23 protein-coding genes are annotated in these 25,843 nt (G+C 69.1%); 9 read left to right on the top strand and 14 right to left on the bottom strand.

What is annotated here, in order from left to right; genetic code table 11:
- Positions 1-41: 41 nt before the first annotated feature.
- Positions 42-2,747, bottom strand: a complete 2,706-nt coding sequence (aceE, locus tag ASD78_RS09620; protein WP_056100686.1) for a pyruvate dehydrogenase (acetyl-transferring), homodimeric type — start codon at positions 2,745-2,747, stop codon at positions 42-44.
- 270 nt (positions 2,748-3,017) lie between these two features.
- Here aceE and ASD78_RS09625 point away from each other — a divergent pair, with 270 nt between their 5' ends.
- Complete coding sequence (locus ASD78_RS09625; protein WP_056100690.1) at positions 3,018-3,491, top strand: transposase; 474 nt, start codon at positions 3,018-3,020, stop codon at positions 3,489-3,491.
- A 79-nt stretch (positions 3,492-3,570) separates the two neighbouring features.
- Here the strand turns inward: ASD78_RS09625 and ASD78_RS09630 are convergent, their stop codons facing one another.
- Entirely contained in the window at positions 3,571-3,900 is a 330-nt protein-coding gene (locus ASD78_RS09630) for a multidrug efflux SMR transporter (protein ID WP_056100692.1), read from the bottom strand.
- Positions 3,897-4,520 (bottom strand): glutathione binding-like protein, encoded by a 624-nt coding sequence (locus tag ASD78_RS09635; RefSeq protein WP_056100696.1) that lies wholly within the window; start codon positions 4,518-4,520, stop codon positions 3,897-3,899. Before ASD78_RS09635 ends, ASD78_RS09630 begins: the two co-directional genes overlap by 4 nt.
- Between ASD78_RS09635 and ASD78_RS09640 the strand changes: the two genes are divergently transcribed.
- On the top strand, positions 4,476-5,480 hold the full coding sequence (locus ASD78_RS09640) for a LysR family transcriptional regulator (protein WP_156087688.1): 1,005 nt from the start codon (positions 4,476-4,478) through the stop codon (positions 5,478-5,480). The genes ASD78_RS09635 and ASD78_RS09640 overlap by 45 nt on opposite strands.
- 431 nt (positions 5,481-5,911) lie before the next feature.
- On the opposite strand, the gene ASD78_RS09645 is transcribed toward ASD78_RS09640, so the two are convergent.
- Together ASD78_RS09645 and ASD78_RS09650 are read right to left on the bottom strand one after the other, a co-directional pair.
- Positions 5,912-6,925 carry a glycosyltransferase gene (locus ASD78_RS09645; protein WP_056100699.1) on the bottom strand — a complete coding sequence of 338 codons (1,014 nt, stop codon included), beginning with the start codon at positions 6,923-6,925 and terminating at the stop codon, positions 5,912-5,914.
- A 12-nt stretch (positions 6,926-6,937) separates the two neighbouring features.
- Positions 6,938-9,238 (bottom strand): NADP-dependent malic enzyme, encoded by a 2,301-nt coding sequence (locus tag ASD78_RS09650; protein ID WP_055904864.1) that lies wholly within the window; start codon positions 9,236-9,238, stop codon positions 6,938-6,940.
- A gap of 127 nt (positions 9,239-9,365) precedes the next feature.
- Here ASD78_RS09650 and ASD78_RS09655 point away from each other — a divergent pair, with 127 nt between their 5' ends.
- Positions 9,366-10,712, top strand: coding sequence for a hypothetical protein (locus ASD78_RS09655; RefSeq protein ID WP_056100704.1), 1,347 nt, complete (start codon positions 9,366-9,368; stop codon positions 10,710-10,712).
- Positions 10,713-10,784: 72 nt separating this feature from the next.
- On the opposite strand, the gene ASD78_RS09660 is transcribed toward ASD78_RS09655, so the two are convergent.
- Entirely contained in the window at positions 10,785-12,059 is a 1,275-nt protein-coding gene (locus ASD78_RS09660; protein ID WP_056100708.1) for a flavohemoglobin expression-modulating QEGLA motif protein, read from the bottom strand.
- Between the two features lie 7 nt (positions 12,060-12,066).
- Positions 12,067-13,188: a ribosome small subunit-dependent GTPase A gene (gene rsgA / locus ASD78_RS09665; protein ID WP_056100945.1), complete on the bottom strand. Its 1,122-nt coding sequence runs from the start codon at positions 13,186-13,188 to the stop codon at positions 12,067-12,069.
- A 175-nt stretch (positions 13,189-13,363) separates the two neighbouring features.
- Here rsgA and ASD78_RS09670 point away from each other — a divergent pair, with 175 nt between their 5' ends.
- The 3 genes from ASD78_RS09670 to ASD78_RS09680 all read left to right on the top strand — a co-directional run bounded on the left by ASD78_RS09670 (position 13,364) and on the right by ASD78_RS09680 (position 16,045).
- Entirely contained in the window at positions 13,364-14,617 is a 1,254-nt protein-coding gene (locus tag ASD78_RS09670; protein WP_056100711.1) for a pyridoxal phosphate-dependent aminotransferase, read from the top strand.
- A gap of 8 nt (positions 14,618-14,625) precedes the next feature.
- Positions 14,626-15,261, top strand: a complete 636-nt coding sequence (locus ASD78_RS09675; protein ID WP_235566475.1) for an SGNH/GDSL hydrolase family protein — start codon at positions 14,626-14,628, stop codon at positions 15,259-15,261.
- Between the two features lie 109 nt (positions 15,262-15,370).
- Positions 15,371-16,045 (top strand): methyltransferase domain-containing protein, encoded by a 675-nt coding sequence (locus tag ASD78_RS09680; protein ID WP_056100951.1) that lies wholly within the window; start codon positions 15,371-15,373, stop codon positions 16,043-16,045.
- A 545-nt stretch (positions 16,046-16,590) separates the two neighbouring features.
- Here the strand turns inward: ASD78_RS09680 and ASD78_RS09685 are convergent.
- Positions 16,591-17,373 carry a polysaccharide deacetylase family protein gene (locus ASD78_RS09685; protein ID WP_056100715.1) on the bottom strand — a complete coding sequence of 261 codons (783 nt, stop codon included), beginning with the start codon at positions 17,371-17,373 and terminating at the stop codon, positions 16,591-16,593.
- An 89-nt stretch (positions 17,374-17,462) separates the two neighbouring features.
- Between ASD78_RS09685 and grxD the strand changes: the two genes are divergently transcribed.
- Positions 17,463-18,389 (top strand): Grx4 family monothiol glutaredoxin, encoded by a 927-nt coding sequence (grxD, locus tag ASD78_RS09690; protein ID WP_056100720.1) that lies wholly within the window; start codon positions 17,463-17,465, stop codon positions 18,387-18,389.
- A gap of 608 nt (positions 18,390-18,997) precedes the next feature.
- Here grxD and ASD78_RS09695 read toward each other — a convergent pair.
- From ASD78_RS09695 to ASD78_RS09705, 4 genes are all read right to left on the bottom strand, one after another.
- A complete protein-coding gene (locus ASD78_RS09695) occupies positions 18,998-19,558 on the bottom strand; it encodes a DUF924 family protein (RefSeq protein WP_056100724.1) in 561 nt (186 codons plus the stop codon).
- Positions 19,559-19,648: 90 nt separating this feature from the next.
- Positions 19,649-20,215 carry a lysozyme inhibitor LprI family protein gene (locus tag ASD78_RS09700; RefSeq protein WP_056100726.1) on the bottom strand — a complete coding sequence of 189 codons (567 nt, stop codon included), beginning with the start codon at positions 20,213-20,215 and terminating at the stop codon, positions 19,649-19,651.
- A gap of 84 nt (positions 20,216-20,299) precedes the next feature.
- Positions 20,300-20,734, bottom strand: coding sequence for a hypothetical protein (locus tag ASD78_RS20715; RefSeq protein ID WP_156087689.1), 435 nt, complete (start codon positions 20,732-20,734; stop codon positions 20,300-20,302).
- 166 nt (positions 20,735-20,900) lie between these two features.
- Entirely contained in the window at positions 20,901-21,677 is a 777-nt protein-coding gene (locus ASD78_RS09705) for an AMP nucleosidase (RefSeq protein WP_055901770.1), read from the bottom strand.
- 130 nt (positions 21,678-21,807) lie between these two features.
- Between ASD78_RS09705 and ASD78_RS09710 the strand changes: the two genes are divergently transcribed.
- Together ASD78_RS09710 and ASD78_RS09715 are read left to right on the top strand one after the other, a co-directional pair.
- Positions 21,808-23,265 carry an amidohydrolase gene (locus ASD78_RS09710; RefSeq protein WP_056100729.1) on the top strand — a complete coding sequence of 486 codons (1,458 nt, stop codon included), beginning with the start codon at positions 21,808-21,810 and terminating at the stop codon, positions 23,263-23,265.
- A 47-nt stretch (positions 23,266-23,312) separates the two neighbouring features.
- A complete protein-coding gene (locus ASD78_RS09715; protein ID WP_200944158.1) occupies positions 23,313-24,584 on the top strand; it encodes an amidohydrolase family protein in 1,272 nt (423 codons plus the stop codon).
- Positions 24,585-24,787: 203 nt separating this feature from the next.
- Here the strand turns inward: ASD78_RS09715 and ASD78_RS09720 are convergent, their stop codons facing one another.
- Positions 24,788-25,165 (bottom strand): VOC family protein, encoded by a 378-nt coding sequence (locus tag ASD78_RS09720; RefSeq protein WP_056100735.1) that lies wholly within the window; start codon positions 25,163-25,165, stop codon positions 24,788-24,790.
- Positions 25,166-25,323: 158 nt separating this feature from the next.
- The gene (locus tag ASD78_RS09725) at positions 25,324-25,737 is read right to left on the bottom strand and encodes a hypothetical protein (RefSeq protein WP_056100736.1); all 414 of its coding nucleotides are present in this window, start codon (positions 25,735-25,737) and stop codon (positions 25,324-25,326) included.
- Positions 25,738-25,843: the final 106 nt, after the last annotated feature.

Here is a 25,843-nt window from a genome sequence, read left to right on the forward strand (position 1 = left end):
TAGCAAAAAGGCGACCTTGCGGCCGCCTTCTGCTTTCCAGCTCAAACCCCCAGGGGGTTGGGCTTCTCCACATCGATCTTGTACTGCTTGATCGCCCGAGCCACGTCCTTGCCGGTCATCTTGCCTTCCGCCGCCAGCGCCGCGATGGCCGCGTGGGCGATGTAGTAGCGATCGACTTCGAAGTGACGGCGCAGGTTCGCGCGCGTGTCCGAGCGGCCGAAGCCGTCGGTGCCCAGCACTGTGTAGCGCATGGGGACGAAGGCGCGGACTTGTTCCGGGTACATGCGGATGTAGTCGGTGGCGGCGATGGCCGGGCCCTGGCGGCCTTCCAGCAACTCGGTGACGTAGGGCTTGCGCGGGGTTTTGGCTTCGGGGTTGAGGCGGTTCCAGCGCTCGGCGTCGGTGGCGTCGCGGGCGAGTTCGTTGAAGCTGGGGCAGGACCAGATGTCGGCGGTGACGCCGAAGTCCTTGTCCAGCAGTTCGGCGGCGGCGATGGCTTCGCGCAGGATGGTGCCGCTGCCCATCAGCTGGACGCGCAGTTCGCCCTTCTTGGGCTTGCCGGCGTCCTGCAGCAGGTACATGCCCTTGATGATGCCGTCGGCGCTGCCTTCGGGCATGTCGGGGTGGGTGTAGTTCTCGTTCATCAGGGTGAGGTACCAGTACTCATCCTGTTGTTCGGTGAGCATGCGCTGCATGCCGTGCTGCAGCAGGGTCACCACCTCAAAGCTGAAGGTGGGGTCGTAGCTGCGGCAGTTGGGGATCAGGCCGGCCTGGACCATGCTGTGGCCGTCTTCGTGCTGCAGGCCTTCGCCGTTGAGGGTGGTGCGGCCGGCGGTGGCGCCCAGCAGGAAGCCACGGGCGCGCATGTCGGCGGCCTGCCAGGCGCTGTCGCCGATGCGCTGGAAGCCGAACATCGAGTAGTAGATGTACAGCGGCAGCATTTGCAGGTCGTTGGTGCTGTAGCTGGTGGCGGCCGCCAGCCAGGACGAGAACGCGCCGGCTTCGGTGATGCCTTCTTCCAGGACCTGGCCGGTGGTGTCTTCGCGGTAGTACATCAGCTGGTCGCGGTCGACCGGCTTGTACTTCTGGCCGTGCGGGGCGTAGATGCCGAGCTGGCGGAACAGGCCTTCCATGCCGAAGGTGCGCGCTTCGTCGGCGACGATGGGCACCAGGCGCGGGCCGACCTGCTTGTCGCGCAGGGCGATGTTGAGGGCCTGCACGAAGGACATGGTGGTGCTGATCTCGCGCTCGCCGGTGCTCTTGAGCAGGCGGTCGAAGGCTTCGAGCTTGGGCACTTCCAGCGAGGTGCTGGCCTTGCGGCGGCGCTGCGGGAGGAAGCCGCCGAGCGACTTGCGGCGCTCCAGCATGTATTCGATTTCCGGCGATTTTTCGCCGGGGTGGTAGAAGGGGACGGCGCCGTCTTTGAGCTGCTCGTCGGTGACGGGGATGTTGAAGCGGTCGCGGAACAGGCGGACGGCTTCGTCGTCCATCTTCTTGGTGCCGTGGGTCGGGTTGAGCGATTCGCCCGAGGCGCCCATGCCGTAGCCCTTGACCGTCTTGGCCAGGATGACGGTGGGCATGCCCTTGGTGTTCACGGCTTCGTGATAGGCGGCGTAGACCTTGTGCGGGTCGTGGCCGCCGCGGTTGAGGCGCCAGATGTCGTCGTCGGACAGGTTGGCGACCAGCGCGGCGGTTTCCGGGTACTTGCCGAAGAAGTTGTCGCGGGTGTACTTGCCGCCGAAGGCTTTGCAGTTCTGGTATTCGCCGTCGACGGTTTCCATCATCAGCTGGCGCAGGCGGCCGCTGGTGTCGCGGGCCAGCAGCGGGTCCCAGTAGCTGCCCCAGACGGTCTTGATGACGTTCCAGCCGGCGCCGCGGAACTGGCCTTCGAGTTCCTGGATGATCTTGCCGTTGCCGCGCACCGGGCCGTCGAGGCGCTGCAGGTTGCAGTTGATGACGAAGACCAGGTTGTCGAGGCCTTCGCGGCCGGCGACGGAGATGGCGCCCAGGGATTCGGGTTCGTCGGTTTCGCCGTCGCCCAGGAAGGCCCAGACCTTGCGGTCGGACTTGGGCATCAGGCCGCGGCCTTCCAGGTACTTCCAGTTGCGGGCCTGGTAGATGGCGCTGATCGGGCCCAGGCCCATCGACACGGTCGGGACCTGCCAGTAGTCCGGCATCAGCCAGGGGTGCGGGTAGGAGCTGATGCCGCGGCCGTCGACTTCCATGCGGAAGTGGTCGAGGTGCGATTCGCTGAGGCGGCCTTCGAGGAAGGAACGCGCGTAGATGCCGGGCGAGCTGTGGCCCTGGATGCCGATGACGTCGCCGGGGTGGTCGGCCGAGGGGGCGCGCCAGAAGTGGTTGAAGCCGACGTCGTACAGGGTAGCCGCCGAGGCGAAGCTGGCGATGTGGCCGCCCAGGTCGCCGGGCTTGCGGTTGGCGCGCACGACCATGGCCATGGCGTTCCAGCGGATCAGCGAGCGGATCCGCCATTCCATCGCGGCGTCGCCGGGGCTTTTGGCCTCCAGGTGCGGCGGGATGGTGTTGATGTATTCGGTGGTGGGCTGGAACGGCAGGTGCGCGCCGGCGCGGCGCGTGACTTCGACCATGCCTTCGAGCAGCTGGTGGGCGCGCTCGGCGCCGTCGCGGGCGATGACGGCCTGGACGGACTCGACCCATTCCTGGGTTTCGGCGGGATCGGGATCGTTCTGCAGCAGGTCGTGCAGGGAGCTGGCAAGCGGCTGGTTCATCGATATCGCGGCCCCGTGGCCGCGCCTCGGAAGTGGGGGCGATTAGAGTTCGGAGTCTAACAAATGGGGGCGGTTGCGGCCTTGCTTGGGGTGTCGGGGTGGGTGGGACGGGGTGTTGCGAGAGTGGGGGCAGTGTCGCGTTTCACCCGGCCATCGCGGCCCTGGGGTAGGAGCGGCGTGAGCCGCGACCCGCCAACGAGGCGAAATCCGACAGCCGACGACGTTTATCCCCGATAGCGGGGCTCCGGGTGCTGGGGCGAGGCTGCTTCCATGACGATTGCGAACCCCAAGCCCCCGGGCCATGGCGCTTTACGCCGCGGACGGGTATCCGAGCCCCATCGGGTCTATCTGGTGACATTCACTACCGCCCGCCGCCGGCCACTGTTCGTTGACGGCGCGTTGGCCGCCACGATGGTCGGCGCTTTGCTGGATCAGCGGCTGTGGACGCGTTCGATATTGCTGGCTTGGGTGTTGATGCCCGACCACTGGCATGGGCTGGTGGAACTGGGGCCGTGGGAGACCCTGCCGGACCTGGTTCGTCGATTGAAGTCGAATACGTCGCGGCAGGCGCGCATGGCAGCGCCCGAGTTGTCGCTGGTGTGGGCACCGGCGTATCACGATCGCGCCTTGCGACGAGAGGAATCGGTAGTCGATGCGGCGCGTTATGTGGTGCTGAATCCCGTGCGGGCTGGGCTGGTGCGACGGCTACGGGATTACCGGTACTGGGGCGCCGTTTGGGGGTGAGGGGGCGTGGTCGCGGCTTACGCCGCTCCTACCCCAAGGCAAGGCACACAGGAAGCGCAACCATGCGCTTCGCTGCGCTCTACGCCGGCGCCCGATGCAGCAGCACGATGCCGGCGACGATCAGGGCGACGCCGCCGATGCGCAGGGGGTTGAGGGTTTCGCCGAAGACGGCGGCGCCGAGCAGGACGGTGCCGGCGGCGCCGATGCCGGTCCACACCGCGTAGGCGCTGCCCACGGGCAACGCGGTCAGGGCGCGGCCCAGCAGGTAGACGAAGGCGGCCAGGGCGATCAGCGACAGCACGGTCCAGCCGGGCCGGGTGTAGCCCTGCGACAGCTTCATCGACGCCGCCCAGGCGACGTCGATGAAGCCGGCGGCGATCAGCAGCAGCCAAGCGGTGGCGGGTTTCATGCGGCGACCTGCGCCTGCGGCGCGCGCTCGGCCTGCAGGGCTTCGGCCACGCTGGGACGGGCGCGGATGCGTTCGAGGTAGGCGGCCAGGTGCGGGGTGTCGTCCAGCGGCAGTTTCAGCGCGCGCGACCAGTCGGCGATGGTGAACAGGTAGGCGTCGGCGATGCTGAAGTCGTCGCCGAGCAGGAAGGCGTGGCCGGCCAGGTGACGGTCGACCAGGGCCAGGCGCGGCGCCAGGCGTTCGCGTGCGACCGCGCCGGGCTGGTCACCGTACTCGGGGTGGAACAGCCAGGGGCTGTAGGTCTTGTGCAGCTCGGTGGCGATGTAGGTCAGCCAGCTCAGTAGTTCGGTGCGGCGCGCTTCCGGCGCGATCCGGCCGCTGGGGTCCAGGCCGCCGAGGTAGCTGAGGATGGCGATGCCTTCGCGCAGCAGGCGGCCGTCGTCGAGTTGCAGCACCGGCACGTAGCCCAGCGGGCTGAGTTGGCGGAAGTCGCGGCCGTCGGCGACCAAGACCGGGTTGGGGCCGATGCGCACGCGCTGCAGTTCGACCGGCAGGCCGAGTTCGCGGATGACCAGGTGGGCGGCGAAGGAGCAGGTGCCGGGGGTGTAGTAGAGCTTCATGGCGGAGTCCGATGCGTGAGGGGAACGGGAGCCGTTACCCTGCGCGCAGGCCCGCGCCGCGAGTACCGGCGCCACGACAAGGATTGCTTGCGGATGCGACACGATCGGCTGTCCCTGGAGGATCTGGAACTGGTGCGCGCGATCGGCGCCAGCGGCAGTCTGAGCGGCGCGGTGCGCTTGCTGGAGGTCGATCATTCCAGTGCGTTCCGGCGCCTGGCCGCGATCGAGGCGCGCGCGGGCGCGGCGCTGTTCCGGCGCAGCCGCCGCGGCTACACGCCGACCGAGGCGGGCGAGCTGGTGATGGTCGCCGCGCAGCGGATGCTGGCGGATGCGGAGCACCTGTCGCGGCAGTTGGCCGGACAGGATGCGCGCGCGGAGGGGCGTATCCGCATCACGATTCCCGACACCTTGGCGGCGGTCGCGGCGCGGATGTGCGCGGAATTCCGGCGTGCGCATCCGGCGCTGCGTTGCGACCTGATCGTGGCCAATGCGTTTTCGAGCCTGCAGCAGCGCGACGCCGACGTGGCCCTGCGCGCCAGCGAGGCGCCGCCGGAGGGCTTGTCGGCCAGGCGTTTGGCGAGCATCGCGACCGCGGCCTACGCCGCGCGGGGTGCCGGCGACCGCAGTCCGATTCCGGGTGGCGACTGGGTCGGGTTCGATGAGGCGCTGGCGCATCTGGCGTCGGCGCGCTGGTTGCAGCAGCAGGTGCCGGAGGCGCGCATCGCGATGCGGGTCAATTCGCTGCCGGCGGCGCTGGCGGCCTGCCAGGCCGGGCTCGGACGGGCCTTGTTGCCGTGCTATTTCGCCGACGAGGCCAAGGGCTTGAAGCGCTTGTCCGAGGCCTTGCCGGATGTGCGCACGGAGTTGTGGTTCGCAACGCATCCGGATCTGCGGCGGTCGGCGAAGGTGCGGCTGCTGCGGGAGTTCGCGGTGGCCTGGATGGGGCGGGAGTTGGGATAGAGGCTTGGGCGCGCTGCCGTGACGACGACGGCATCGCTTTCTGTGGGAGCGGCTGCTGGCTCTGGGGTAGGAGCGGCGTGAGCCGCGACCTGCGCGGGCAGCCGGAGGCGTGTGATGGCCTGAGGTGCGTGGTGGCCGAAGATGCGTGGTCGCGACTTACGTCGCTCCTACCCCACAGCAGGCAGCTGTTGCCACCGCTGCGTCGTTGCGGTCTGTGGGAGCGGCGTGAGCCGCGATTGCGTGGCTTCGGATGGGACGAAAATCGCGGCTTACGCCGCTCCCACAGGAAGCCAGGGACCGACATAACAGGAAGCAGGGGCTGGCCTTGGGATAGGAGCGGAGCAGGCAGTGACCTGCGCGAGCGGCCGAAGGGACGTGGTCGCGACTTACGTCGCTCCTACCCCGAAGCGGTAGCGGGCCTTGTGTGGAGCTCAGGCCTGGTGCAGGCCGAACCAACTGCGCGGGAGCAGCAGCTTCAGCGCGCGCTCGGCGCTCTTGCGGCGCAGGCCGGGCTGCAGCAGGCCGCGCAGCACCGGGCCCAGCCAGTGGCGGCGCTTGTGCTTGAGGATGGCTTCGCGGGCGTCGGCTTCGATGCGGTACATCGCCAGCACGTTGCGGGCGTCGCGCAGTGGGCGGCCGCGCAGTTCGGGCATCTGCCGCAGGCAGTGTTCAAGGTCGTCGGCAGTGCCGCGGTAGAACTGCACGGTGCGTTCGTAGCGGCGGCGCACCGCGACTTCGGGCGCTTCGTCGCGGGCGAACACGCAGCCGCTGACGCTGCCGGGGTGGCGGCGGTACTGCAGCAGCGGTTGGCGCAGGCACAGCGACTGCCCGAGCAGGGCGCCGCGCAGGCTCAGGGCGTTGTCTTCGATCGGACCGAGCAGCGGGCCGAAGCGGTCGTAGACCTCGCGCCGGAACGCGAGGGTGGCGCCGAGCAGGCCGATCAGGCGGCCCACGCGCACGTAGTAATCGAGCTCGTAGCGCTCCGGGCGGCGCCGGAAGCGAATGTCGATGCGTTCGCCGTCGGCGTCGATGCAGTCGAAGTCGCTGCCCAGCACCATCGCCTCGGGCGCTTCCGCGAACGCGCGCAGGATGGTCGCGACGCGTTCGGGGTAGGCGATGTCGTCGCCGGCCATCATCACCACGACCTCGCCGCGCACCAGCGCCATGGCGTCGTTGAAATGCGCGGCGACGCCCAGGTTGCGCGAGGTGCGGCGCACGCTGACGTCGTGGATGCCGCGGTACTCGGCGACGATCTGGCAGGCGATCTCGAAGGTGCCGTCGTCGGAGCAGTCGTTGGAGACGACGATTTCGCAGGGCACGGTCTGGGCGAACGCGCCCGCGAGTGCCGCGCGGATGTAGCCGGCGTCGCGGTAGCACAGCAGCAGCACGCTGACCGCGGGTCTGACCGCGGTCGTCGGCGTGATGCAGGCGCCCCCCTCGCCCATGTCAGCGCCGCGCTAGGGACCGGTGGTCCGCGCAGCGCGGATCTGCGCATCGACGGCGGCGATCGCGGTCATGTTGACCACGCGGCGCGGCGTCGAGGCCGGGGTGAGGATGTGCGCCGGCTTGTCCAGGCCCATCAGGATCGGGCCGATGGCGACGCCGTCGGTCATCACCCGCACCATGTTGTAGGTGATGTTGGCGGCGTCCAGGTTGGGCAGCACGAACAGGTTGGCGCGGCCGTGCAGGGTGGTATTGGGGAAGATGCGCTGACGCAGCAGGTCGTCCCAGGCGGTGTCGGCCTGCATCTCGCCGTCCATTTCCAGCTTGGGCATGCGCTGGCGGATGATCTGCCGGACCTTGCGCATCTTCGCCGCCGACGGGTTGTCGTGGCTGCCGTAGTTGGAGTGCGACAGCAGCGCGACCTTGGGCTCGATGCCGAACAGCTTGAGGCGGTAGGTCGCCTGTAGAGTGGCTTCGGCGATCTGCTCGGCGGTGGGATCGACCTGGACATGGGTGTCGAGGAAGAACCACGCGCCCTGGTCGTTGATCACGCCGGTCATGGCCGAGGTGCCCTGCACGCCCGGGTCGAAGTCGAAGATGCTGCGCATGTAGCCCAGCTTCTTGTGGAAGCGGCCGACCAGGCCCGAGATCATCGCGTCGGCTTCGCCGCGCTCGACCATCAGCGCCGCGATCAGGGTCGGGCGCGAGCGCAGCAGGTTCTTGGCCGCGGCCGGGGTCACGCCGCGGCGCTCGGTCAGGGCGTGGTACTGCTGCCAGTAGTCGTTGAAGCGCGGATCGTCGTTGATGTTGGTCAACTCGAAGTCCACGCCTTCGCGCATGCGCAGGCCCAGGCGCTCGATGCGGGTCTGGATCACGTCCGGGCGGCCGATCAGGATCGGCTTGGCCAGGTCTTCGTCGATCACGGTCTGGACCGCGCGCAGCACGGTCTCTTCCTCGCCTTCGGCGTAGACCACGCGCTTGCGGTCGGCGCGGGCGCGGTCGTAGACCGGCTTCATCAGCAGGCCGGTGCGGTAGATGTACTGGCTGAGCTTTTCGTTATAGGCCGCCACGTCGGTGATCGGGCGCGTGGCCACGCCCGATTCCATCGCCGCGCGCGCCACCGCCGGCGCCAGCATCACCAGCAGGCGCGGGTCGAACGGACGCGGGATCAGGTAGTCGGGGCCGAAGGTCGGCACGTCGCCGCCGTAGGCGCTGCCCAGGTCGGACGATTCCATGCGCGCCAGCTGCGCGATCGCGCGCACGCAGGCCAGCTTCATCTCTTCGTTGATGACCGTAGCGCCGACGTCGAGCGCGCCGCGGAAGATGTAGGGGAAGCACAGCGCGTTGTTGACCTGGTTCGGGTAGTCCGAACGGCCGGTGGCGATGATGCAGTCCGGCCGCACGGCCTTGGCGTCTTCCGGCAGGATTTCCGGATACGGGTTGGCCAGCGCCAGGATGATCGGCTTGTCGGCCATGGTCGCGACCATCTCGGCCTTGAGCACGCCGCCGGCCGACAGGCCCAGGAAGATGTCGGCGCCGGCGACGATGTCGGCCAGGCTGCGCTTGTCGGTGTCGCGCGCGTAGCGCTCCTTGTCCGGGTCCATCTTGCCGCGGCCGGTGTAGAGCACGCCGTCGCGGTCCACCGCCAGGATGTTCTCCGGCTTCATGCCCAGGGCGACCAGCATGTCCAGGCAGGCGATGCCGGCCGCGCCGGCGCCGCTGGTGGCCAGCTTGACGTCTTCGATCTTCTTGCCGACCACTTCCAGGGCGTTGTAGACCGCCGCGCCGACGATGATCGCGGTGCCGTGCTGGTCGTCGTGGAACACCGGGATCTTCATGCGCTCGCGCAGCTTGCGCTCGACGATGAAGCACTCGGGGGCCTTGATGTCTTCGAGGTTGATGCCGCCGAAGGTCGGTTCCAAGGACGCGATGATGTCGACCAGCTTGTCCGGGTCGCGTTCGTCGATCTCGATGTCGAACACGTCGATGCCGGCGAACTTCTGGAACAGCACGCCCTTGCCTTCCATCACCGGCTTGCCGGCGAGCGGGCCGATGTCGCCCAGGCCGAGCACGGCGGTGCCGTTGCTGATGACCGCGACCAGATTGCCGCGCGCGGTGAGCTCGCTGGCGGCGTTGGGGTCTTCGACGATGGCCTCGCAGGCGTAGGCCACGCCCGGCGAGTAGGCCAGAGCGAGGTCGCGCTGGGTCACCATCGGCTTGGTCGCGGTGACCTTGATCTTGCCGGGCGGGCTCAGGCGGTGGTAGTCGAGCGCGGACTGCTTGAGATCGTTATTGGTCGGCGAGTTGTCGGACATCGGTTTTTTCAGACCACGGGCGCGGGCTGTCGATTCTAGCCGTATTCCCGGGACCGCCGCTGACGCCCGCGTATGGCTGTATGGTCTTGCGTGCGGCCAGCGCACACAATGCGCGACCGGAGGCGCAATGAACCCCAATCCCCCGCGGTCCTGGCCGCAATGGACCCTGCCGATCGTGGCCCTGGCGTGCGTGCTGCTGGCCCAGGCGCTGCTGGTGTTCAACCCCGGCTATTACAGCCACGACGAGTTGCAGTGGGCGGCCTTCGCCGGCCAGCATCCGGGCTGGCATTTCCGCGATTACCTGTGGTCGGACGTGCAGTCCTTCCAGTACCGGCCGCTGACGTTCTCGCTGTGGCTGTGGCTGTCCGAGCATTTGTTCGCGCGGCCGATGCTCTTCCACGGCCTGATGGTGACGCTGGGCGGGCTCAATGCGGCGATGCTGGCGGTACTGCTGCGCCGCTTCGGCGTGGCCGCGCGGCCGGCGCTGGGCGGCGCGCTGGTGTTCGCGCTGGGACCGTTCGCGGCCCTGACCCACGGCTGGGTCGGCACCCTGGCGGACCTGATCTGGGTCGGCTGCGCGCTGCTGATCGCCCTGCTGGCGCAACGCGAACGGCCCGGTTGGATCAGCTGGGTCGCGGTATTCGCGCTGACCTCGCTGGCGCTGCTGGCCAAGGAGGCCGGCATCGTGATCCCGGCCCTGCTCGGCCTGGGCTGGCTGTTCCTGGGCCGCCGCCGCGAATGGCTGATCGCGGCCGTGGTCGCGGGCCTGCCGGTCGCGATCTATTTGGCCCTGCGCATCGGTGTGTTGCTGTTCTCGCCGCGCGAAGCCGTCAACTACGGCTGGAGCTTCGCCTTCATCCCCGAGCGTTGGATCGAATACCAGCTGTATCCGCCGATCGCAACCAAGATGGCGATCGCCGGCACGCTTTCGCGCGGCCTGGGCGACGGCCGGGTCTGGCTGGCGATCCTGGTCTGGCTGGCGACGGCGGCGGCGCTGTGGCGGGTCGGCGCGCGCTGGTGCCTGGGCTGGCTGCTGGCCGGCACGGCGGCGCTGGGGCCGGTGATGATCCTGGCCGAATCGGCCAATCAGTACGGTTACGGCTACGCCGCCGCGACCGCGGCGGTATGCGCGGCGGCCTGGCCGCGGATGCGGCGCTGGGGCCGGGCGGTGCTGGTGATCTCGGCGCTGTTGAGCGTCTGGCACGGCGTCAACGTGATGCGGCGCATGCACGAGGTCGGCAGCATCCAGGCGGTGTACTCGCCGGCGCTGGCGCGCGCGGTGGCGCAGGCCCCGGCCGGCGGCGTGCGCCTGAAGCTGGCCGATGTCGGCCAGGAGTGGATCTACCTGCGGCTGTCGCACGAGATTCCGAGCTATGCCGGGGTCGAGATCGGCGAGCGGGTGAGGCTGGTCGCGGCCGGCGAGGCGGCGGATTACGAGATTCAGCGCGACGGGTCGCTCAAGCCGCTGCCTTGAGCGCTGCGCGCGCGCTGGTGCGGTGCGCCTGCGGCTTGCCGCAACCTAGGGGCTGCCCTTAAAGCAGAGCGCTCAACCGACCTCGCGGAAATCGCCTTCGGCCATCTGGTCCAGGCGGATCCGGTTGGCGAACAGCGAGAACGCGAGCATGCCGGCCAGGCCGTTGGCGCGCTGGATCCACGGCGGCATCCAGCGCGGCGGCTTGATCGCGCCGTCCTGGAACAGCGGCTCGAAGCGCTGCACGTCGGCCAGGGTCATCTTGCCGGCGAACAGCCAGCGGCACAGGTGCAACTTGCCGCTGCGCAGGGCCCAGCGGAAGAAGGTGTGCACGCCGACCAGGCCGCGCAGGTAGACGGTGTCCTTGGTGAAGGCCGCGCCGCCGTGGGTCGGCACGCCGCGGAACACGCGCTGGGCCGATGCGAAGCTGTCCTCTTGGGATTGGCCGGCGTCGAGGAAGTAGCGGAACACCTGGATGAAGTCGGCGCCGTCCAGGGCCATCGCCACCGCTTCGATGCGCAGGCTCAGGCGCTTCATGCGGCCGATGTCGATGCTGCCGGTGATCTGCTCGGCGAAGGTCGCCAGGCCTTCCTGGGTCGCGGTGCTGCGCGGCGAGGCCAATGCCAGGCTCGGCAGCACGTGCTGTTCGCGGCCGTTGAGCGCGGTCAGCGAGTGCACGAAGGCTTCGTGCTGCAGCAACTGGTCGCGGTCGTAGTCGCTGAAGGCGGCGCCGCTGCGCAGGCGGATGCGGGTGGCGCCGGCGGCGGCCTTGGCGATCAGGTCCGGGTCCAGGGTCACTTCGATCACGCGGCCGTCGAAGTAGTCGTCCAGGTCGCGCTGCAACTGCAGATGCAGGGCGGTGGCCGAGATCTTGACCGTCTCGGCCGGCGACATCAGCTCGTGGTCGAGCTCGTCGGCGATCGAGATGAAATGGCGCGCGGCCTCGCGCGTGCTCGGGCCGTGACCGGGCAGCGGTTCGTCGGGCTTGCCGAACAGCTCGATCGACAGCGCGGTCACGCGCGTGCTGCCCAGCGCTTCCAGCAGTTCCGCGGCGGTGCCCCAGCTGCGCGCGGACTCGCCCAGGTACTGGCCCAGCGGATGATCGGGGTCGGCCTCGGCGGCGATCGCGGCCAGCTCGTGGCGGACCTCGCTGAAATCGAGCTTGGGGTAGACGATCTGCGGCAGGGCGGCGTTGCCGCGCGCGTAGTCGGCCAGGAATTGCATTTCCAGTCCGGCCGGCCAGCTGGCCAGGGTCAGCAGCTTGATCTCGCGCGCGGCGCGGACCATGCGCGCGTCCAGCAGCGCGTGCTGCTGGATGTCGGCGGGCAGACCGGGCGGGAGGCTGCTCATGGGCGGCTCAGTGCTTGCCGTACTTTTCGTCCAGGCGCTTGTTCAGCGCCTTGCCCAGGACTTTTTCCTGCGAGTTCTGCGCGCGCCGGTTGGCGAGCTTGTTGGCGGCGCCGGCGACTTCGTCGCGCAGCTTGACGTAGCTGGCGAAGCGCCGCGGATCGAGCTTGCCGCTTTCGATCGCCGCGCGCACCGCGCAACCGGGCTCGCGTGCGTGCGAGCAGTCGCGGAACTTGCACTGTTCGGTCAGGGCTTCGATGTCGCTGAAGTTCTCGGCGACGTTTTCCTCGCCGGTGGGCTTGAGTTCGCGCATGCCCGGGGTGTCGATCAGGCAGCCGCCGGCGGGCAGCGGAATCAGCGCGCGGTGGGTGGTGGTGTGGCGGCCGCGGTCGTCGCTGCTGCGCACCGCGCCGGTCTTCATGCGCTGCGTCCCGAGCAGGGTGTTGGTCAGGGTCGACTTGCCGGCGCCGGAGGAGCCGACCAATACGGCGGTGCGGCCGGGCCGCAACCAGGGATTGAGCGCGGCGACCGAGTCCGGGTCCTTGGCGTTGACCGCGCGCACGGCGATGTTCTGCGCAGCCAGCTCGATCAGGGTCGCCATCGCCTCGGGCAGGGTCTGGGGGTCGGCGGCCGCGGCCAGGTCGGACTTGGTCAGCACGATCACCGGCTCGGCGCCGCCGCTGACCAGCATCAGGTAGCGCTCGATCCGGCGCGGGTTGAAGTCCGCGTCCAGGCCGCAGACGATGAATACGGTGTCGACGTTGGCCGCGATCAGCTGCTGCTTGTAGTGCTCGCCGGCGGCGCCGCGCTTGATCGCGGTACGGCGGGGCAGCAGGGCGACGATCTTGCGGTTGCCGCCGTCGGCGCCCTCGATCAGGACCCAGTCGCCCACGCCCGGGCGCTGCTCGGGCGGGAAGCGCGGGCGCTGCCATTCCGGCAGGGATTCGACCGGGAAACCGCTTTCAGGGCCGTCGGCGACCACATAGCCGCTGCGGTGCTGCTCGATCACCCGCACCGGGCGGGCCGCCGGATGGGCCGCCAGCGCCTCGCGCCAGCTCGGCTCGGTCGGCAGCGACTCCCCGTCCGGCAGGGGCCAGCCGATCGCCAGCAGCGCGGTGAGCTCGGGGGTCAAGACAGGGCGGACGGGCTGTGCATGGCCGGATTCTACATAGGCGGCCGCGTCGGCGACGCCGCGATCGCCGCCGCGGATCGCTACGCAGCGCACAGAAGGCCGCGCCGCGGCGGCTGTTTCGGCACGCCGATTCGGCTAGTCTGGCGGGTATTCCGCTCAAAATACCGCCCCCGCAATGTCCCAGCCCCCCTTGAAGACCCGCGAACGCCTGTCCGAAGTCCGTTACGAAATCCGCGGCGAACTCGCTCGGCGCGCCCGCGAACTCGAGGCCCAGGGCCGCAAGCAGATCAAGCTCAACATCGGCAACCCCGGCGCGTTCGGTTTCCGCGCTCCCGAGCATCTGCAGCGCGCGATCGCCGAGCGCATCGCCGACACCGACCCCTACACCCACCAGCAGGGCCTGCCGGCCGCGCGCGAAGCCATCGCCGCGTTCCACAAGCAGCGCGGCACGCCCAACGCCTCGCCCGAGCGCGTGTTCGTCGGCAACGGCGTCAGCGAACTGATCGACCTCAGCCTGCGCGCCCTGCTCAATCCCGGCGACGAAGTGCTGCTGCCCTCGCCCGACTACCCGCTGTGGTCGGCCGCGACCATCCTCAACGACGGCCGCCCGGTGTATTACCGCTGCCAGCCGGAAAACGGCTTCCTGCCCGATCCGGACGAGATCGAGCAGCTGATCTCCAGCCGCACCCGCGCGATCGTGCTGATCAACCCCAACAACCCGACCGGCGCCGCGTATCCGCGCGAGCTGATCGAGAAGATCGTCGCCATCGCCGCGCGCCACAAGTTGCTGCTGATGTGCGACGAGATCTACGACTCCATCCTGTACGACGGCGCCCAGTTCACTCCGGTCGCGCCGATCGCCGGCGACCTGCCCTGCCTGAGCTTCGGCGGCCTGTCCAAGATCCACCGCGCCTGCGGCTGGCGCGTGGGTTGGGCGGTGCTGTCCGGCGACCCGGTCGCCAGCGGCGACTTCCATCACGCCATGGACCTGCTCGGTGCGCTGCGCCTGTGTGCCAACGTGCCGGGCCAGTTCGCGATCGAAGCCGCGCTGCACGGCGAGGACACCATCACGCCGCTGTGCGCGCCGGGCGGCCGGCTGTACGAAGCGCGCCGCGCGGTGATCGAAGCGGTCGAGGCCAGCAAGCATCTGCAACTGGTCGCACCGGCCGGCGCGCTGTACGCCTTCCCGGCCGTGGTCGGCGCCGCCGCGCAGGGCTTCGACGACCACAAGTTCGCGCTGGAACTGCTGGAAACCGAGGACGTGCTGGTGGTGCCGGGCTCGAGCTTCAACGTGCCCTATCGCAATCATTTCCGGGTCACCCTGCTGCCGCAGCCGGAGGATTTGCGCGAAGTCTTCCACCGCATCGAGCGCGTGCTCGACCGCCACGCCGAACGCGCGGCGCAGAGCCAACGCGCCGCCGTCGCCTGAGCCGCGCCGTGGCCGTGCCGTTGCCGCTGCAGCCCTACCTCGCGCTCGGCGACAGCTACACCATCGGCGAAGCCGTGGAGGAAGCCGGACGCTGGCCGGTGCAGCTGGCCCGCGCCCTGCGCGAGGAAGGCGCGACCCTGGCCTGGCCGCGCATCATCGCGACCACCGGCTGGACCACCGACGAACTGAGTTCTGCCCTGGACGCGGCCGAGCCGCTGGGCCGCTGGGAGCTGGTCAGTCTGCTGATAGGCGTCAACAACCAGTACCGCGCGCGCAGCGTCGCCAACTATGCCGGCGAGTACCGCGATCTGCTGCAACGCGCGATCCGCTACGCCGGCGACCGCCCGCAGCGCGTGCTGGCGATGTCGATACCGGACTGGGGCGTAACCGCGTTCGGCCGCAACGACGCGCGCGGCACGGCGACCATCGGCGCCGAGATCGACGCCTTCAACGACGCCGCGCGCGCACTGTGCGAGCGCCAGGGCGTGGCCTGGGTCGACATCACCCCGGTCTCGCGCGAACTCGGCGCCCAGGCCGCGATGCTGGCCGAGGACGGCCTGCATCCGTCGGCGGCGATGTACACGCAGTGGACGCAACTCGCGCTGCCGGTTGCGCGGCGCCTGCTTTCCAACGGCGCGCGTTGAAGCGAAGCGGGCCGCGATTTCCGTCGCGGCCGGCGTCGATGCCACACTGCACGCACGCGGCGACCGCGACCAGAGCAAACCAGCAGCGATGAACGACGCGACACAAGCGATGGCCAATGGACAGGCGATGCGGATCGCACGCGCGTTCCTGCCCGAGCATCCGCTCGGCAACCGCTGGGACTACTACTACAGCCGCGCCAAACTCGGCAGCGACCCGCTCTACCCCGGCGTCAGCGCGGCCCTGCGCGGCAGCCGCGCGCCCTTGCTGGACCTGGGCTGCGGCCTGGGCCTGCTCGCGCACACGCTGCGCGCCGACGGCATCCATCTGCCTTATCGGGGCGTCGACAGCGACGCCGGCAAGATCCGCCGCGCCGCGCGTGCGGCCGCGCGCGCGGGGCTGCACGAGGCCCGCTTCGACACCGTCGACCTCGCCCGCGAAGTACCCGAACACCGCGGCAGCGTGGTGATACTGGACGTGCTCCAGTTCATTCCGATCGATGCCCAGGCGCGCGCCATCGACGCCATGATCGCGATGCTGACCCCGGGTGCACGCCTGGTGATCCGCACCGGACTGGCCGACGGCACCGGCCGCGCCCGGATCACCCACGTCGCCGACGTATTTTCGCGCGCCGTGGGCTGGATGAACGCGATGCCGCGCTACTACCCCGACGGCGACGCCTTGCGCGCACGCCTGCGCGAGGCGGCGCTGGAGGTGGAATTCACGCCGCTGTTCGGCAAGACGCCGTTCAACAATTGGCGGATCGTGGCGAGCAAGCCGGAGTAACGGCAGGGATGTCGCTCGGCTTCCTGTGGCAACGACGTGAACCGCCAGCTTCTGTGGCAGCGGCGTAAGCCGCGAGCTTCCTGTGGGAGCGGCGTGAGCCGCGATTTCGACCCGGCCGAAGCGGCGCGATCGCGGCTTACGCCGCTCCCACAGAAAGCGTCGTCTTGGCCTTGGGGTAGTCGTCTTGGCCTTGGGGTAGGAGCGGCGTGAGCCGCGACCCGCGCATTCAGCCGAAGCTGCGTGGTCGCGACTTACGTCGCTCCTACCCCACAGCAGATGCGCAATCGCGGCCGCAGCGGCTGTCGCTTAGATAGCCTGCGGCAGCGTACAGCGATAGCCGAGTGGGAGCGGCGCGAGCCGCGATTTCGACCCGGCCGAAGCTGCGCGATCGCGGCTTACGCCGCTCCCGCAGAAGGCACCGTCTTGGCTTTGGGGTAGGAGCGGCGTGAGCCGCGACCTGCGCATTCAGCCGGAGGCGCGTGGTCGCGACTTACGTCGCTCCTACCCCACTGCAGATGCGCAATCGCGGCCGCAGCGGCTGTCGCTTAGATCGGCTGCGGCAGCGTGCAGCGGTAGCCGAGCTCGTCCAGCCGCTCCAGCAGCAGGCGCATCGTTTCGACATTGCGTCCATGCCCCGCGCCCTCGTGCATCAGCACGATCGCGCCCGGCGCCAGATTCGATTCGATCCGCGCCAACACCCGCTGCGGATCCGCCGCCACCGCATCGAAGCCGCGTGCCGACCACGCCACTCGGGCCAGACCATGCCGCCGCAGCGCCGCCGCGACGAAGGGGTTGGCCATCCCGACCACCGCACGGAACCAGCGCGGCGCGCGCCCCGTCAGCGCGGTCAGCGTCGCCTGCGCGTCGGCGACCTCCGCCGCCATGCGCCGGGGCGGCAGCGCCCAGAACCAGGCCGCGGGGTGGCTGTGGCTGTGGTTGCCGATGTCGTGGCCGCGGCGCGCGATCTCGCGTACCAGTTCCGGCTGCGCTGCGGCGCGGCGGCCGACCAGGAAGAAAGTCGCCTTGGCGCCGTGGGCGTCGAGCAGGTCCAGCATCGCCAGGGTGTCGGCCGAGGGGCCGTCGTCGATGGTCAGCCAGACCTCGCGCCGGTCGCCGTTCAGCCGCGACAGCACCGGGCTGAACAGGCGCGATTGCGGCCGTAGCGTGGCCCAGATCATCAGGCCATGGCTGAGCAGCAGCGCCGCCAGCCCGATCCGCCAGCCCAGCCCCCACCACAGCGCGATGACCGCCAGTTGCGAGGCGCCGAACAGCCAGGCCCAGGCCCAGGGGCGGCGCGGCGGTCGATGCGGGGCGGAGGCCGGAATCATGGACCGCATCTTAGCGGAGCGCCGTCCGGGCCTTGCGGCGCGCACGGCCCGCCCCCATGTCGCCGATACCTCACGTCCGGCGTCACACCATGTCCCTCGACCCCGCGCTGCGCACGCGCATCGACACCCTGCTCCAGTCCAACCGCGTCGTACTGTTCATGAAGGGCGCGCCGAACGCGCCGCAGTGCGGCTTCTCGGCCAAGGCCTCCGGCGCGCTCAATGCGCTGCTGCCGCAGGGTTACGCCCATGTCGACGTGCTGTCCGACCCGGAAATCCGCGAAGGCATCAAGCAGTACGGCGAGTGGCCGACCATCCCGCAGCTGTATATCGACGGCCAGCTGGTCGGCGGCAGCGACATCATCGAGCAGATGGCCGGCAGCGGCGAGCTGCACAGCGCGCTGGGCTTGCCCGCGCCGGACCGCAGCCCGCCAAAGCTGAGCATCAGCCCGGCCGCGGCGCAGATGCTGCGCGACGCGGTCGCCAACGCCGGCGACGGCTACGCGGTGCAGCTGGAAGTGGACGCGCGCCACAACGTGCGCCTGCAGTTGGCGCCGATCGACGCCAACGCGGTCGCGGTGGACGTCGAAGGCGTGCGCGTGCAGACCGACTGGGTCAACGCCCGCCGCGCCGACGGCGTGTCGATCGACTGGGCCGACGACGAACGCGGCCGCGGCCTGGTCATCACCAATCCGAACGCACCGCCGACCGTGCGCGCGATCGCCCCCGCCGACGCTCAGGCGCGCGTGCGCGAAGGCACGCTGCGCCTGATCGACGTGCGCCCGGCCGACGAGCGCGCGCAGGCCTCGGTCAACGTCGCCTACGACAGCTTCGATGCCGGCGTGGAAGCGCTGGAGGGGCTGCCCAAGGACGCTCCGCTGGCCTTCCTGTGCCATCACGGCGGTCGCAGCGCCCAGGCGGCGGAGCATTTCCGCCAGCTCGGCTTCCGCGAGATCTACAACATCGAAGGCGGCATCGATGCCTGGGCCGACATCGACGGGTCGATCCCGCGTTACTGAGCCGTCATCGGTTCGAGCGAAAACGGCCGCGGAATCCGCGGCCGTTTTTTTGCGAATCCGCGTTGCGGCGGATCGGGTCGGCATGGCACGAACCGTCGCCCGCTGAGGGAACGGGGTGAACCGCGATTTCGACGCAGCCGTAGCGATCCGATCGCGACTCACGTCGCTCCCACAAAAGGCCGGCGCAAAGCCTTGGGGTAGGAGCGGCGTGAGCCGCGACCTGCGCGGCCGACCGCAGCAACGTGGTCGCGACTTACGTCGCTCCTACCCCGAAGCAAAACGCGACGGGAACGTTGCTGCCTTCTGTGGGAGCGGCGTGAGCCGCGATTTCGATGCAGCCGAAGCGACGCGATCGCGGCTTACGTCGCTCCCACAGAAAGCCGGCGCGAAGCTTTGGGGTAGGAGCGGCGTGAGCCGCGACCTGCGCAGGCGACCGCAGCGACGTGGTCGCGACTTACGTCGCTCCTACCCCGAAGCAAAACGCGACGGGAACGTTGCCGCCTTCTGTGGGAGCGGCGTGAGCCGCGATTTCGACGCAGCCGAAGCGACGCGATCGCGGCTTACGTCGCTCCCACAGAAGGCCGGCGCAAAGCCTTGGGGTAGACGCCTCAGCCCTTGAACCCGCCGTTGTCGAGATAGGCCTGCTCCTCGGCTGTGCTCTGCCGGCCCAAGGCCTGGTTGCGGTGCGGGAAGCGGCCGAAGCGCTCGATGATCTGCAGGTGCTGCAGCGCCCATTGCGCCGGGTCGGGGGCGCCCGCGCTGACCGGCAGCGTGCGATGCAGCTCGACCGATCGGCGCTGGTCGTCCAGCGATTCGGAATGCTCGAACGGCAGATAGAAGAACGCGCGCAGCGCCGGATCGGTACGCTGATCGTCGCCGCGCGCGATCGCCTGGGTCGCGAACGCGCGCGCCAGCGGATCGGTGGCGTAGGCGTGTGCGCTGCCGCGGAACACGTTGCGCGGGATCTGGTCGAGCAGGATCAGCAAAGCCAGGGCGCCGACCTCGCCCTGCTGCATCCAGTCGTCGTGGGCGCGGCAGGCGGCGCGGAAATGCGCTTCCAGGAAACCGGCGCGGCAACGCGCATCGAAGCCGTCGTCGCGCTCGAACCAGCGCACGTAACCGGCGTCGCGCCAGAAATTGACGACGTCCTGGGCGGTCGGTTCGGTCATGGCATGGCCTCGCGGGTGGGAATGGGGAGCGCACGGTAACAGCTCGCGTGCGAAGCGTGCGCGATGCGCCCGGACACAGCGTTCCGCGACTCAGGCGTCGTCGTCGCCGAGCTGGGTCTCGAGTTCGGTGATCCAGGCCGTGGTGATGCTCTCCAGCGTCACCGCGTGGATCAGGGGCCGGATCGAGCCGGTCGAGTAGGATTGCGAGATGAACCGCGCGTAGCGTTCGCGAAAGCCGAGCCAGGCGCGGTGCGCCTCCTCGAAGGTGGCGCGGCCGTCGCCGTCGAGCTGGCGGCGCAGGTGTTCGACCAGTCCCTGCAGACGCGCGTCGACTTGCTCGAACTCAGCGATCGCCTGCCGGTTCATGTCGTTCTGGCTGATGCCGTCGTCGTCGCTCTGGCGCGCGACTTCCTCGGCCTTGCTGAAGTAGTTGTCGGCCAGGCGCGCGGCGGTCTCGGCCTTGCCGATCAGGCGCGTCTCGAAACGACGCAGGTCGTCGAGGCTGGTGTTGCTGCCGTCCAGTCCCTGCTTGAGCGCGAGCAGTTTCTGCCCGCGCTCGATCGCATCGACGGTGCTGCGGCGCTCGACCCGACGCTGGACGAAATAGAACGTCCAGGTGAGGGTGGCGCCGATGAGGAGATAGATGACCTGTTCCATGGCGGTGTCCCGAAGCTGGACGCCAGTGTGCCCGGAGGAGGTCTCAGGGGGTGCGATGTGGGGTGCGCGGAGTCGCAGATTTGGCTAGATGAACGCTGTTTTCTGCGATTTTCGGCGGCGCGGAGCACCGGCCATCCGGGCGGCGGCGCCTCCGATAATCGAGGCACCATCCTGTTGCGATTCGCTTCCAACTTCAGATGGTGAACTTGCGACGAACCTCGGCTCGCTCGTCATCGCCCCCGACAACCGCTGTTGCTGTTGCTGTTGCTGTTGCTGTTGCTGTTGCTGCGGCATTGAAATCCAGTGCCCCGCACTCGCCCAACCCCACTCAGACCCGAAGGGCGGCGCGCAGGACGCGCGCCGTTTTTCGAGGAACAGGATGTTCCTTCGAAAAATCCCCGCCATGCGCAGCAGGCGGAAGCCGTTGACTTGAGAATCGAAACCTTCGTCGAACCTCGGAATTCGCAATCGCGGCTTACGCCGCTCCCACAGAAAGCAGAAAGCGAAGCCGATCCGCATCGAAACTCATGCAACGGCCGGAGGTCGTGGTCGCGGCTCACGCCGCTCCTACCCCAAAGCTGGAGCGGGCGGACGGGCCAAGCGATCGCGGCTTACGCCGCTCTCACAGTAAGCAGAAAGCGGAAGGAGGATCCGAAGCGAACCTCCCCCACCCAGCCGGCCAAAACTACTCGTCGAACCTCAGATGCCGCACCGACTTGCCATGCCGCCGGATCAACTTCAGCGCTTCGATGCCGACGTTGATGTGATTGTCCACGTACTCCGCGCTGACCTTGGCATCCGAAGCTTCGGTTTTCACGCCTTCCGGAATCATCGGCTGATCCGACACCAGCAGCAGCGCGCCGCACGGAATCCGGTTGGCGAAGCCCGCGGCGAAGATCGTCGCCGTTTCCATGTCGATCGCCATGCAGCGCATCGCGCGCAGACGTTCCTTGAAGGCCTCGTCGTGCTCCCAGACCCGTCGGTTGGTGGTGTAGACCGTGCCGGTCCAGTAGTCGTGGCCGAGGTCGCGGATCATGGTCGAGACCGCGCGCTGCAGCGCGAACGCCGGCAGCGCCGGGACCTCCGGCAGCAGGTAGTCGTTGGAGGTGCCCTCGCCGCGGATCGCGGCGATCGGCAGCACCAGGTCGCCGAGTTCGTTCTTGCGCTTGAGGCCGCCGCACTTGCCCAGGAACAGCACCGCCTGCGGCATGATCGCCGACAGCAGGTCCATCATGGTCGCCGCGTTCGGGCTGCCCATGCCGAAATTGATCATGGTGATGCCGTCCGCCGTGGCGCTGGGCATCGGCTTGTCCAGGCCGACCACTTCGGCGCCGGTGAGGCGGGCGAAGGTGTGCAGGTAACCGCCGAAGTTGGTCAGCAGCACGTGCTGGCCGAACTGGTCCAGGGGCACGCCGGTGTAGCGCGGCAGCCAGTTCTCGACGATCTGTTCTTTGTCTTTCACGGTCGACAGCCTTTTCTAGTTGTTGTGTGCCTATTGTGGCACCGCCCATGACTATCGTCAGGGTTGGCGGCACCCGGGGGGCCGGCTAGGGTTCGGGGCTGTGCTTGCCGTCTCTTTGGGGAAAACCATCATGCTTCGACCCTTGCTGGCCGGCTGCGGCCTGGCACTGCTGGTCGGCGCCGTGCACGCGGCACCGCCCGCGCCGGCGTCCGGCTCGCGCTACACCCAGGACCCGTATCCCAGCACCTACCGGCCGATCGCCTCGGGCCCGGTGCTGCTGCAGCACGCGACCGTGCTGACCGGTACCGGCCAGCGCCTGGACGACGCCGACGTGCTGATGCAGGGCGGCAAGGTGGTCGCGGTCGGTACCGGCCTGGACGCGCCGGCCGACGCCACCCGCGTCGACGCGCGCGGCAAATGGATCACCCCCGGCCTGATCGACGTGCACTCGCACCTGGGCGTGTATTCCAGCCCCGGCGTCAGCGCCCACGGCGACGGCAATGAGATGACCAGCCCGGTCACCCCCAACGTCTGGGCCGAGCATTCGGTCTGGCCGCAGGACCCGGGCTTCGCCGCGGCCATGGCCGGTGGCATCACCACGATGCAGGTGCTGCCGGGTTCGGCCAATCTGATCGGCGGCCGCGGCGTCACCCTCAAGAACGTGCCGGCCACGACCTACCAGGCGATGAAGTTCCCGGGCGCGCCCTGGGGCCTGAAGATGGCCTGCGGCGAGAATCCCAAGCGCGTCTACGGCGGCCGCAACACCTCGCCGGGCACGCGCATGGGCAACGTCGCCGGCTACCGCGCGGCCTTCATCGACGCCAGCGAGTACGTGCGCAAGAACACGCCCAAGGCCGAGCAGCCCAAGAAGAAGCGCAGCTGGTGGCAGAGCTCGTCCAATGGCAACGGCGCCGCTGCCGACAGCGACAAGGACGCCGGCGGCAAGCGCGATCTCAAGCTCGACACCCTGGCCGGTGCGATCAAGGGCGACATCCTGGTCCACATCCACTGCTACCGCGCCGACGAGATGGCGACCATGCTCGACCTGGCCAAGGAGTTCGGCTTCAAGGTCAGCGCTTTCCACCACGCCGTGGAGGCGTACAAGATCGCCGACCGCCTGGCCGCCGAAGGCGTCTGCGGCGCGCTCTGGGCCGACTGGTGGGGCTTCAAGATGGAAGCCTTCGACGGCTTCCAGGAAAACATCGCCCTGGTCGACCGCCCGCAGAACAGCTGCGCGATCGTGCATTCGGATTCGCAAGAAGGCATCCAGCGGCTCAATCAGGAGGCGGCCAAGGTGATGGCGCACGCCAAGCTCGTCGGCATCGACATCCCGCCTGAGCGCGCGATCCGCTGGCTGACTCAGAACGCCGCCAAGTCGCTGGGCGTGCTCGACCAGACCGGCACCCTGGAGCCCGGCAAGATGGCCGATGTGGTGGTCTGGAACGGCAATCCCTTCAGCGTCTACGCCAAGGCCGAACAGGTCTACGTCGACGGCGCGCGCATCTACGACCGCAACGACCGCAATCGCCAGCCGACTTCGGACTTCCTGCTCGGCCAGGGCGCACGCGCCGCCGGAGGTGCGCCGTGAGCCGCGCCAACGCCGCGCGTCGCGGCCCGACGCGTCGCTGCGCTGCGCTGTTGGTCGCCTGCGCGCTCGCCCTGCCCGGCGTCGCCTTCGCCCAGAATCTGCTGATCCGCAACGCCACCGTCCATACCGCCACCGCGCAAGGCACGCTGCAGGGCGCCGACGTGCTGATCGGCAACGGCCAGGTGCGCGCGATCGGCAAGGGCCTGGCCGCTCCGGCCGGGACCCAGATCGTCGAAGCCGAGGGCCGGCCGCTGACGCCGACCCTGTTCGGCGGCATCACCGAGATCGGCCTGGAGGAAGTCTCCGGCGAGAAATCGACCGTCGACCGCACCGTGGCGCTCGGCGCCGAGACCAAGGAAATGACGGTGCGGCCGGAGTTCGACGTGACCCTGGCCTACAACCCGGAGTCGGTGCTCATCCCGGTCACCCGTATCGAAGGCATCGGCTGGACCCTGCTCGGCGCGGGCACCGCGACCGGCGGTTCGTTCGTGGCCGGCCAGGGCGGCGTCATGCGCCTGGACGGCGGCCCCGACCCGATCGGCGCGCGCGTGCTGTTCGTGAAGCTCGGCGGCGACGCCGCCGGCCTCAGCGGCAATTCGCGGGCGGCGCAGTGGATGATCCTCGACCAATTGATCGCCGAAGCGCGCGGCCGCATCGGCCCCGACGCCAACGTCGCGCTGCTGACGCCGGCCGGGCGCGCGACCCTGGCGCGCTACCTCGGCGGCGGCGGCCGGGTGATGGTCGGCGTGGACCGCGCCGCCGACATCCGTCAGCTGCTGCGCTGGTCGGCACGCCACGGCGTGCGCATCGCCATCGCCGGCGGCGCCGAGGCCTGGAAGCTCGCGCCGCAGCTGGCCGCGGCCAAGGTGCCGGTGTTCGTCGACCCGCTCGCCAACCTGCCCGGCGACTTCGACCAGATCGGCGCGACCATGGAAAACGCCGCGCGCCTTCGCGCGGCGGGCGTCGCGGTCGGTTTCAGCCAGAGCGGCGACGCCTCGCACAACGCGCGCAAGATCCGCCAGCTCGCCGGCAACGCGGTCGCCGCCGGTCTTCCCTGGGACGACGGCCTGGCCGGCCTCACCCGCGTGCCCGCCGAAGCGCTCGGCGTCGCGGGCGAAGTCGGCACGATCGCGCCGGGCCGCCGCGCCGACGTAGTGCTGTGGAGCGGCGACCCGCTCGAAGTCAGCAGCGTCGCCCTGCAGGTATGGATGAACGGCCGCGCGATCGAGATGCGCAGCCGCCAGACCGAACTGCGCGATCGTTATATGCGTCCCGAAAACGGTTTGCCGCGCGCGTATCCGGCGCCGTCGGGGCGGTAGGCGGTTATCGATGCAGCGGGCCGCGCTGCGGTTCGCTGCATTGGCTGTGCTTTGCGATGGCGCTCTGCGCCTGGCGCTCGGCCTTGCGTAGGGTGCGGTGACAACCGCACCGAACGACGCCGCATCCGACATGGCGCGATGCGGTTCGCCGTGCTCACCACATCCTACTGCGGCGTGGCCCCCTCTCTGGCGCCGAAACCGGCCTAGACCGGCCCGTTGATGACCGCCTCGATGGCGTGGCCGTCGGGATCGATCAGGAACGCTGCGTAGTAGTGGGGCCCATAGTCCGGGCGCAGGCCCGGCTGGCCATTGTCTGCGCCTGCGACCGCCAAGGCCGCCGCATGGAACCGGTCGACCGCCGCGCGCGACGGTGCGGCGAACGCCAGATGAAATCCCGGTCCCGGCACGACCGAACCGGGGCGGAGCTTGAGACAGAGCTTGTCCTCTCCGTCCTCGACCCCGTAGCCGATGGCGGTATCGTCTTCAAACACACGCCTGTAGCCCAAGGCTCCCAGCGCGGCGTCGTAGGACGCGCCCGCCTTCTGCAGGTCGGCGACGGCAATGGAAAGGTGATGCAGCATGGAAACGGGCCTGAGGTTTGATGCAGCCGAGTCGTGCAGCGCTTCCGTGAATCGCTAAGGCGCAGTCCGCCGCAATCGGAACACGTCTCACCGCATAGGGAATATCGCGTCCAGAGCTTGAATCCGGCAGCACCGCGCAGGAGTCCGCGCGCGCGGCATCAGACCAACGTCGTAACGACGCTGGCCAAGTAGCACGCCAGCGAGAGGCCGATGCCGATCAGCGGACTGCTGAACCAGTACATCTTGGCCGTCACGAAAAGCCCGCCCAGGGTCAGAAAACCCACCGTCAGCAGGTACGGCGAGGAGAACAGCAGGCCGCCGTGCGCCATCGCCAGGTAACCGTAGATCAGGCCGAACAGCATCGCGGCCATGCTGTGGCTGATGTTGAACCCGATCCAGCAGTCCCACATCGACGTTTGCCGGGTGATGCCCGGCGAAACCTCGCGCATGCGCGCCTCCAGCGCGGGATCGCGCGGCCTGAGCTTGGGCCCGACGAAGGTCAGAACCAGATGCAGCGTACCCAGCGCAAGCAATACCACCGCGCTGGCAACCATCAATACCGTAGTTAGCACAAGCTCTTCCTTAGCAGATCCGCATCGGACCGACTCGCATCGAAGCCGAACCGGCTTGAATGAACCGTCGCATCGCAGGTCAAGGTTTAGCGTAGACCATGGCGAT

The organism is Lysobacter sp. Root667 (assembly GCF_001427715.1).
Classification (GTDB): domain Bacteria; phylum Pseudomonadota; class Gammaproteobacteria; order Xanthomonadales; family Xanthomonadaceae; genus Lysobacter.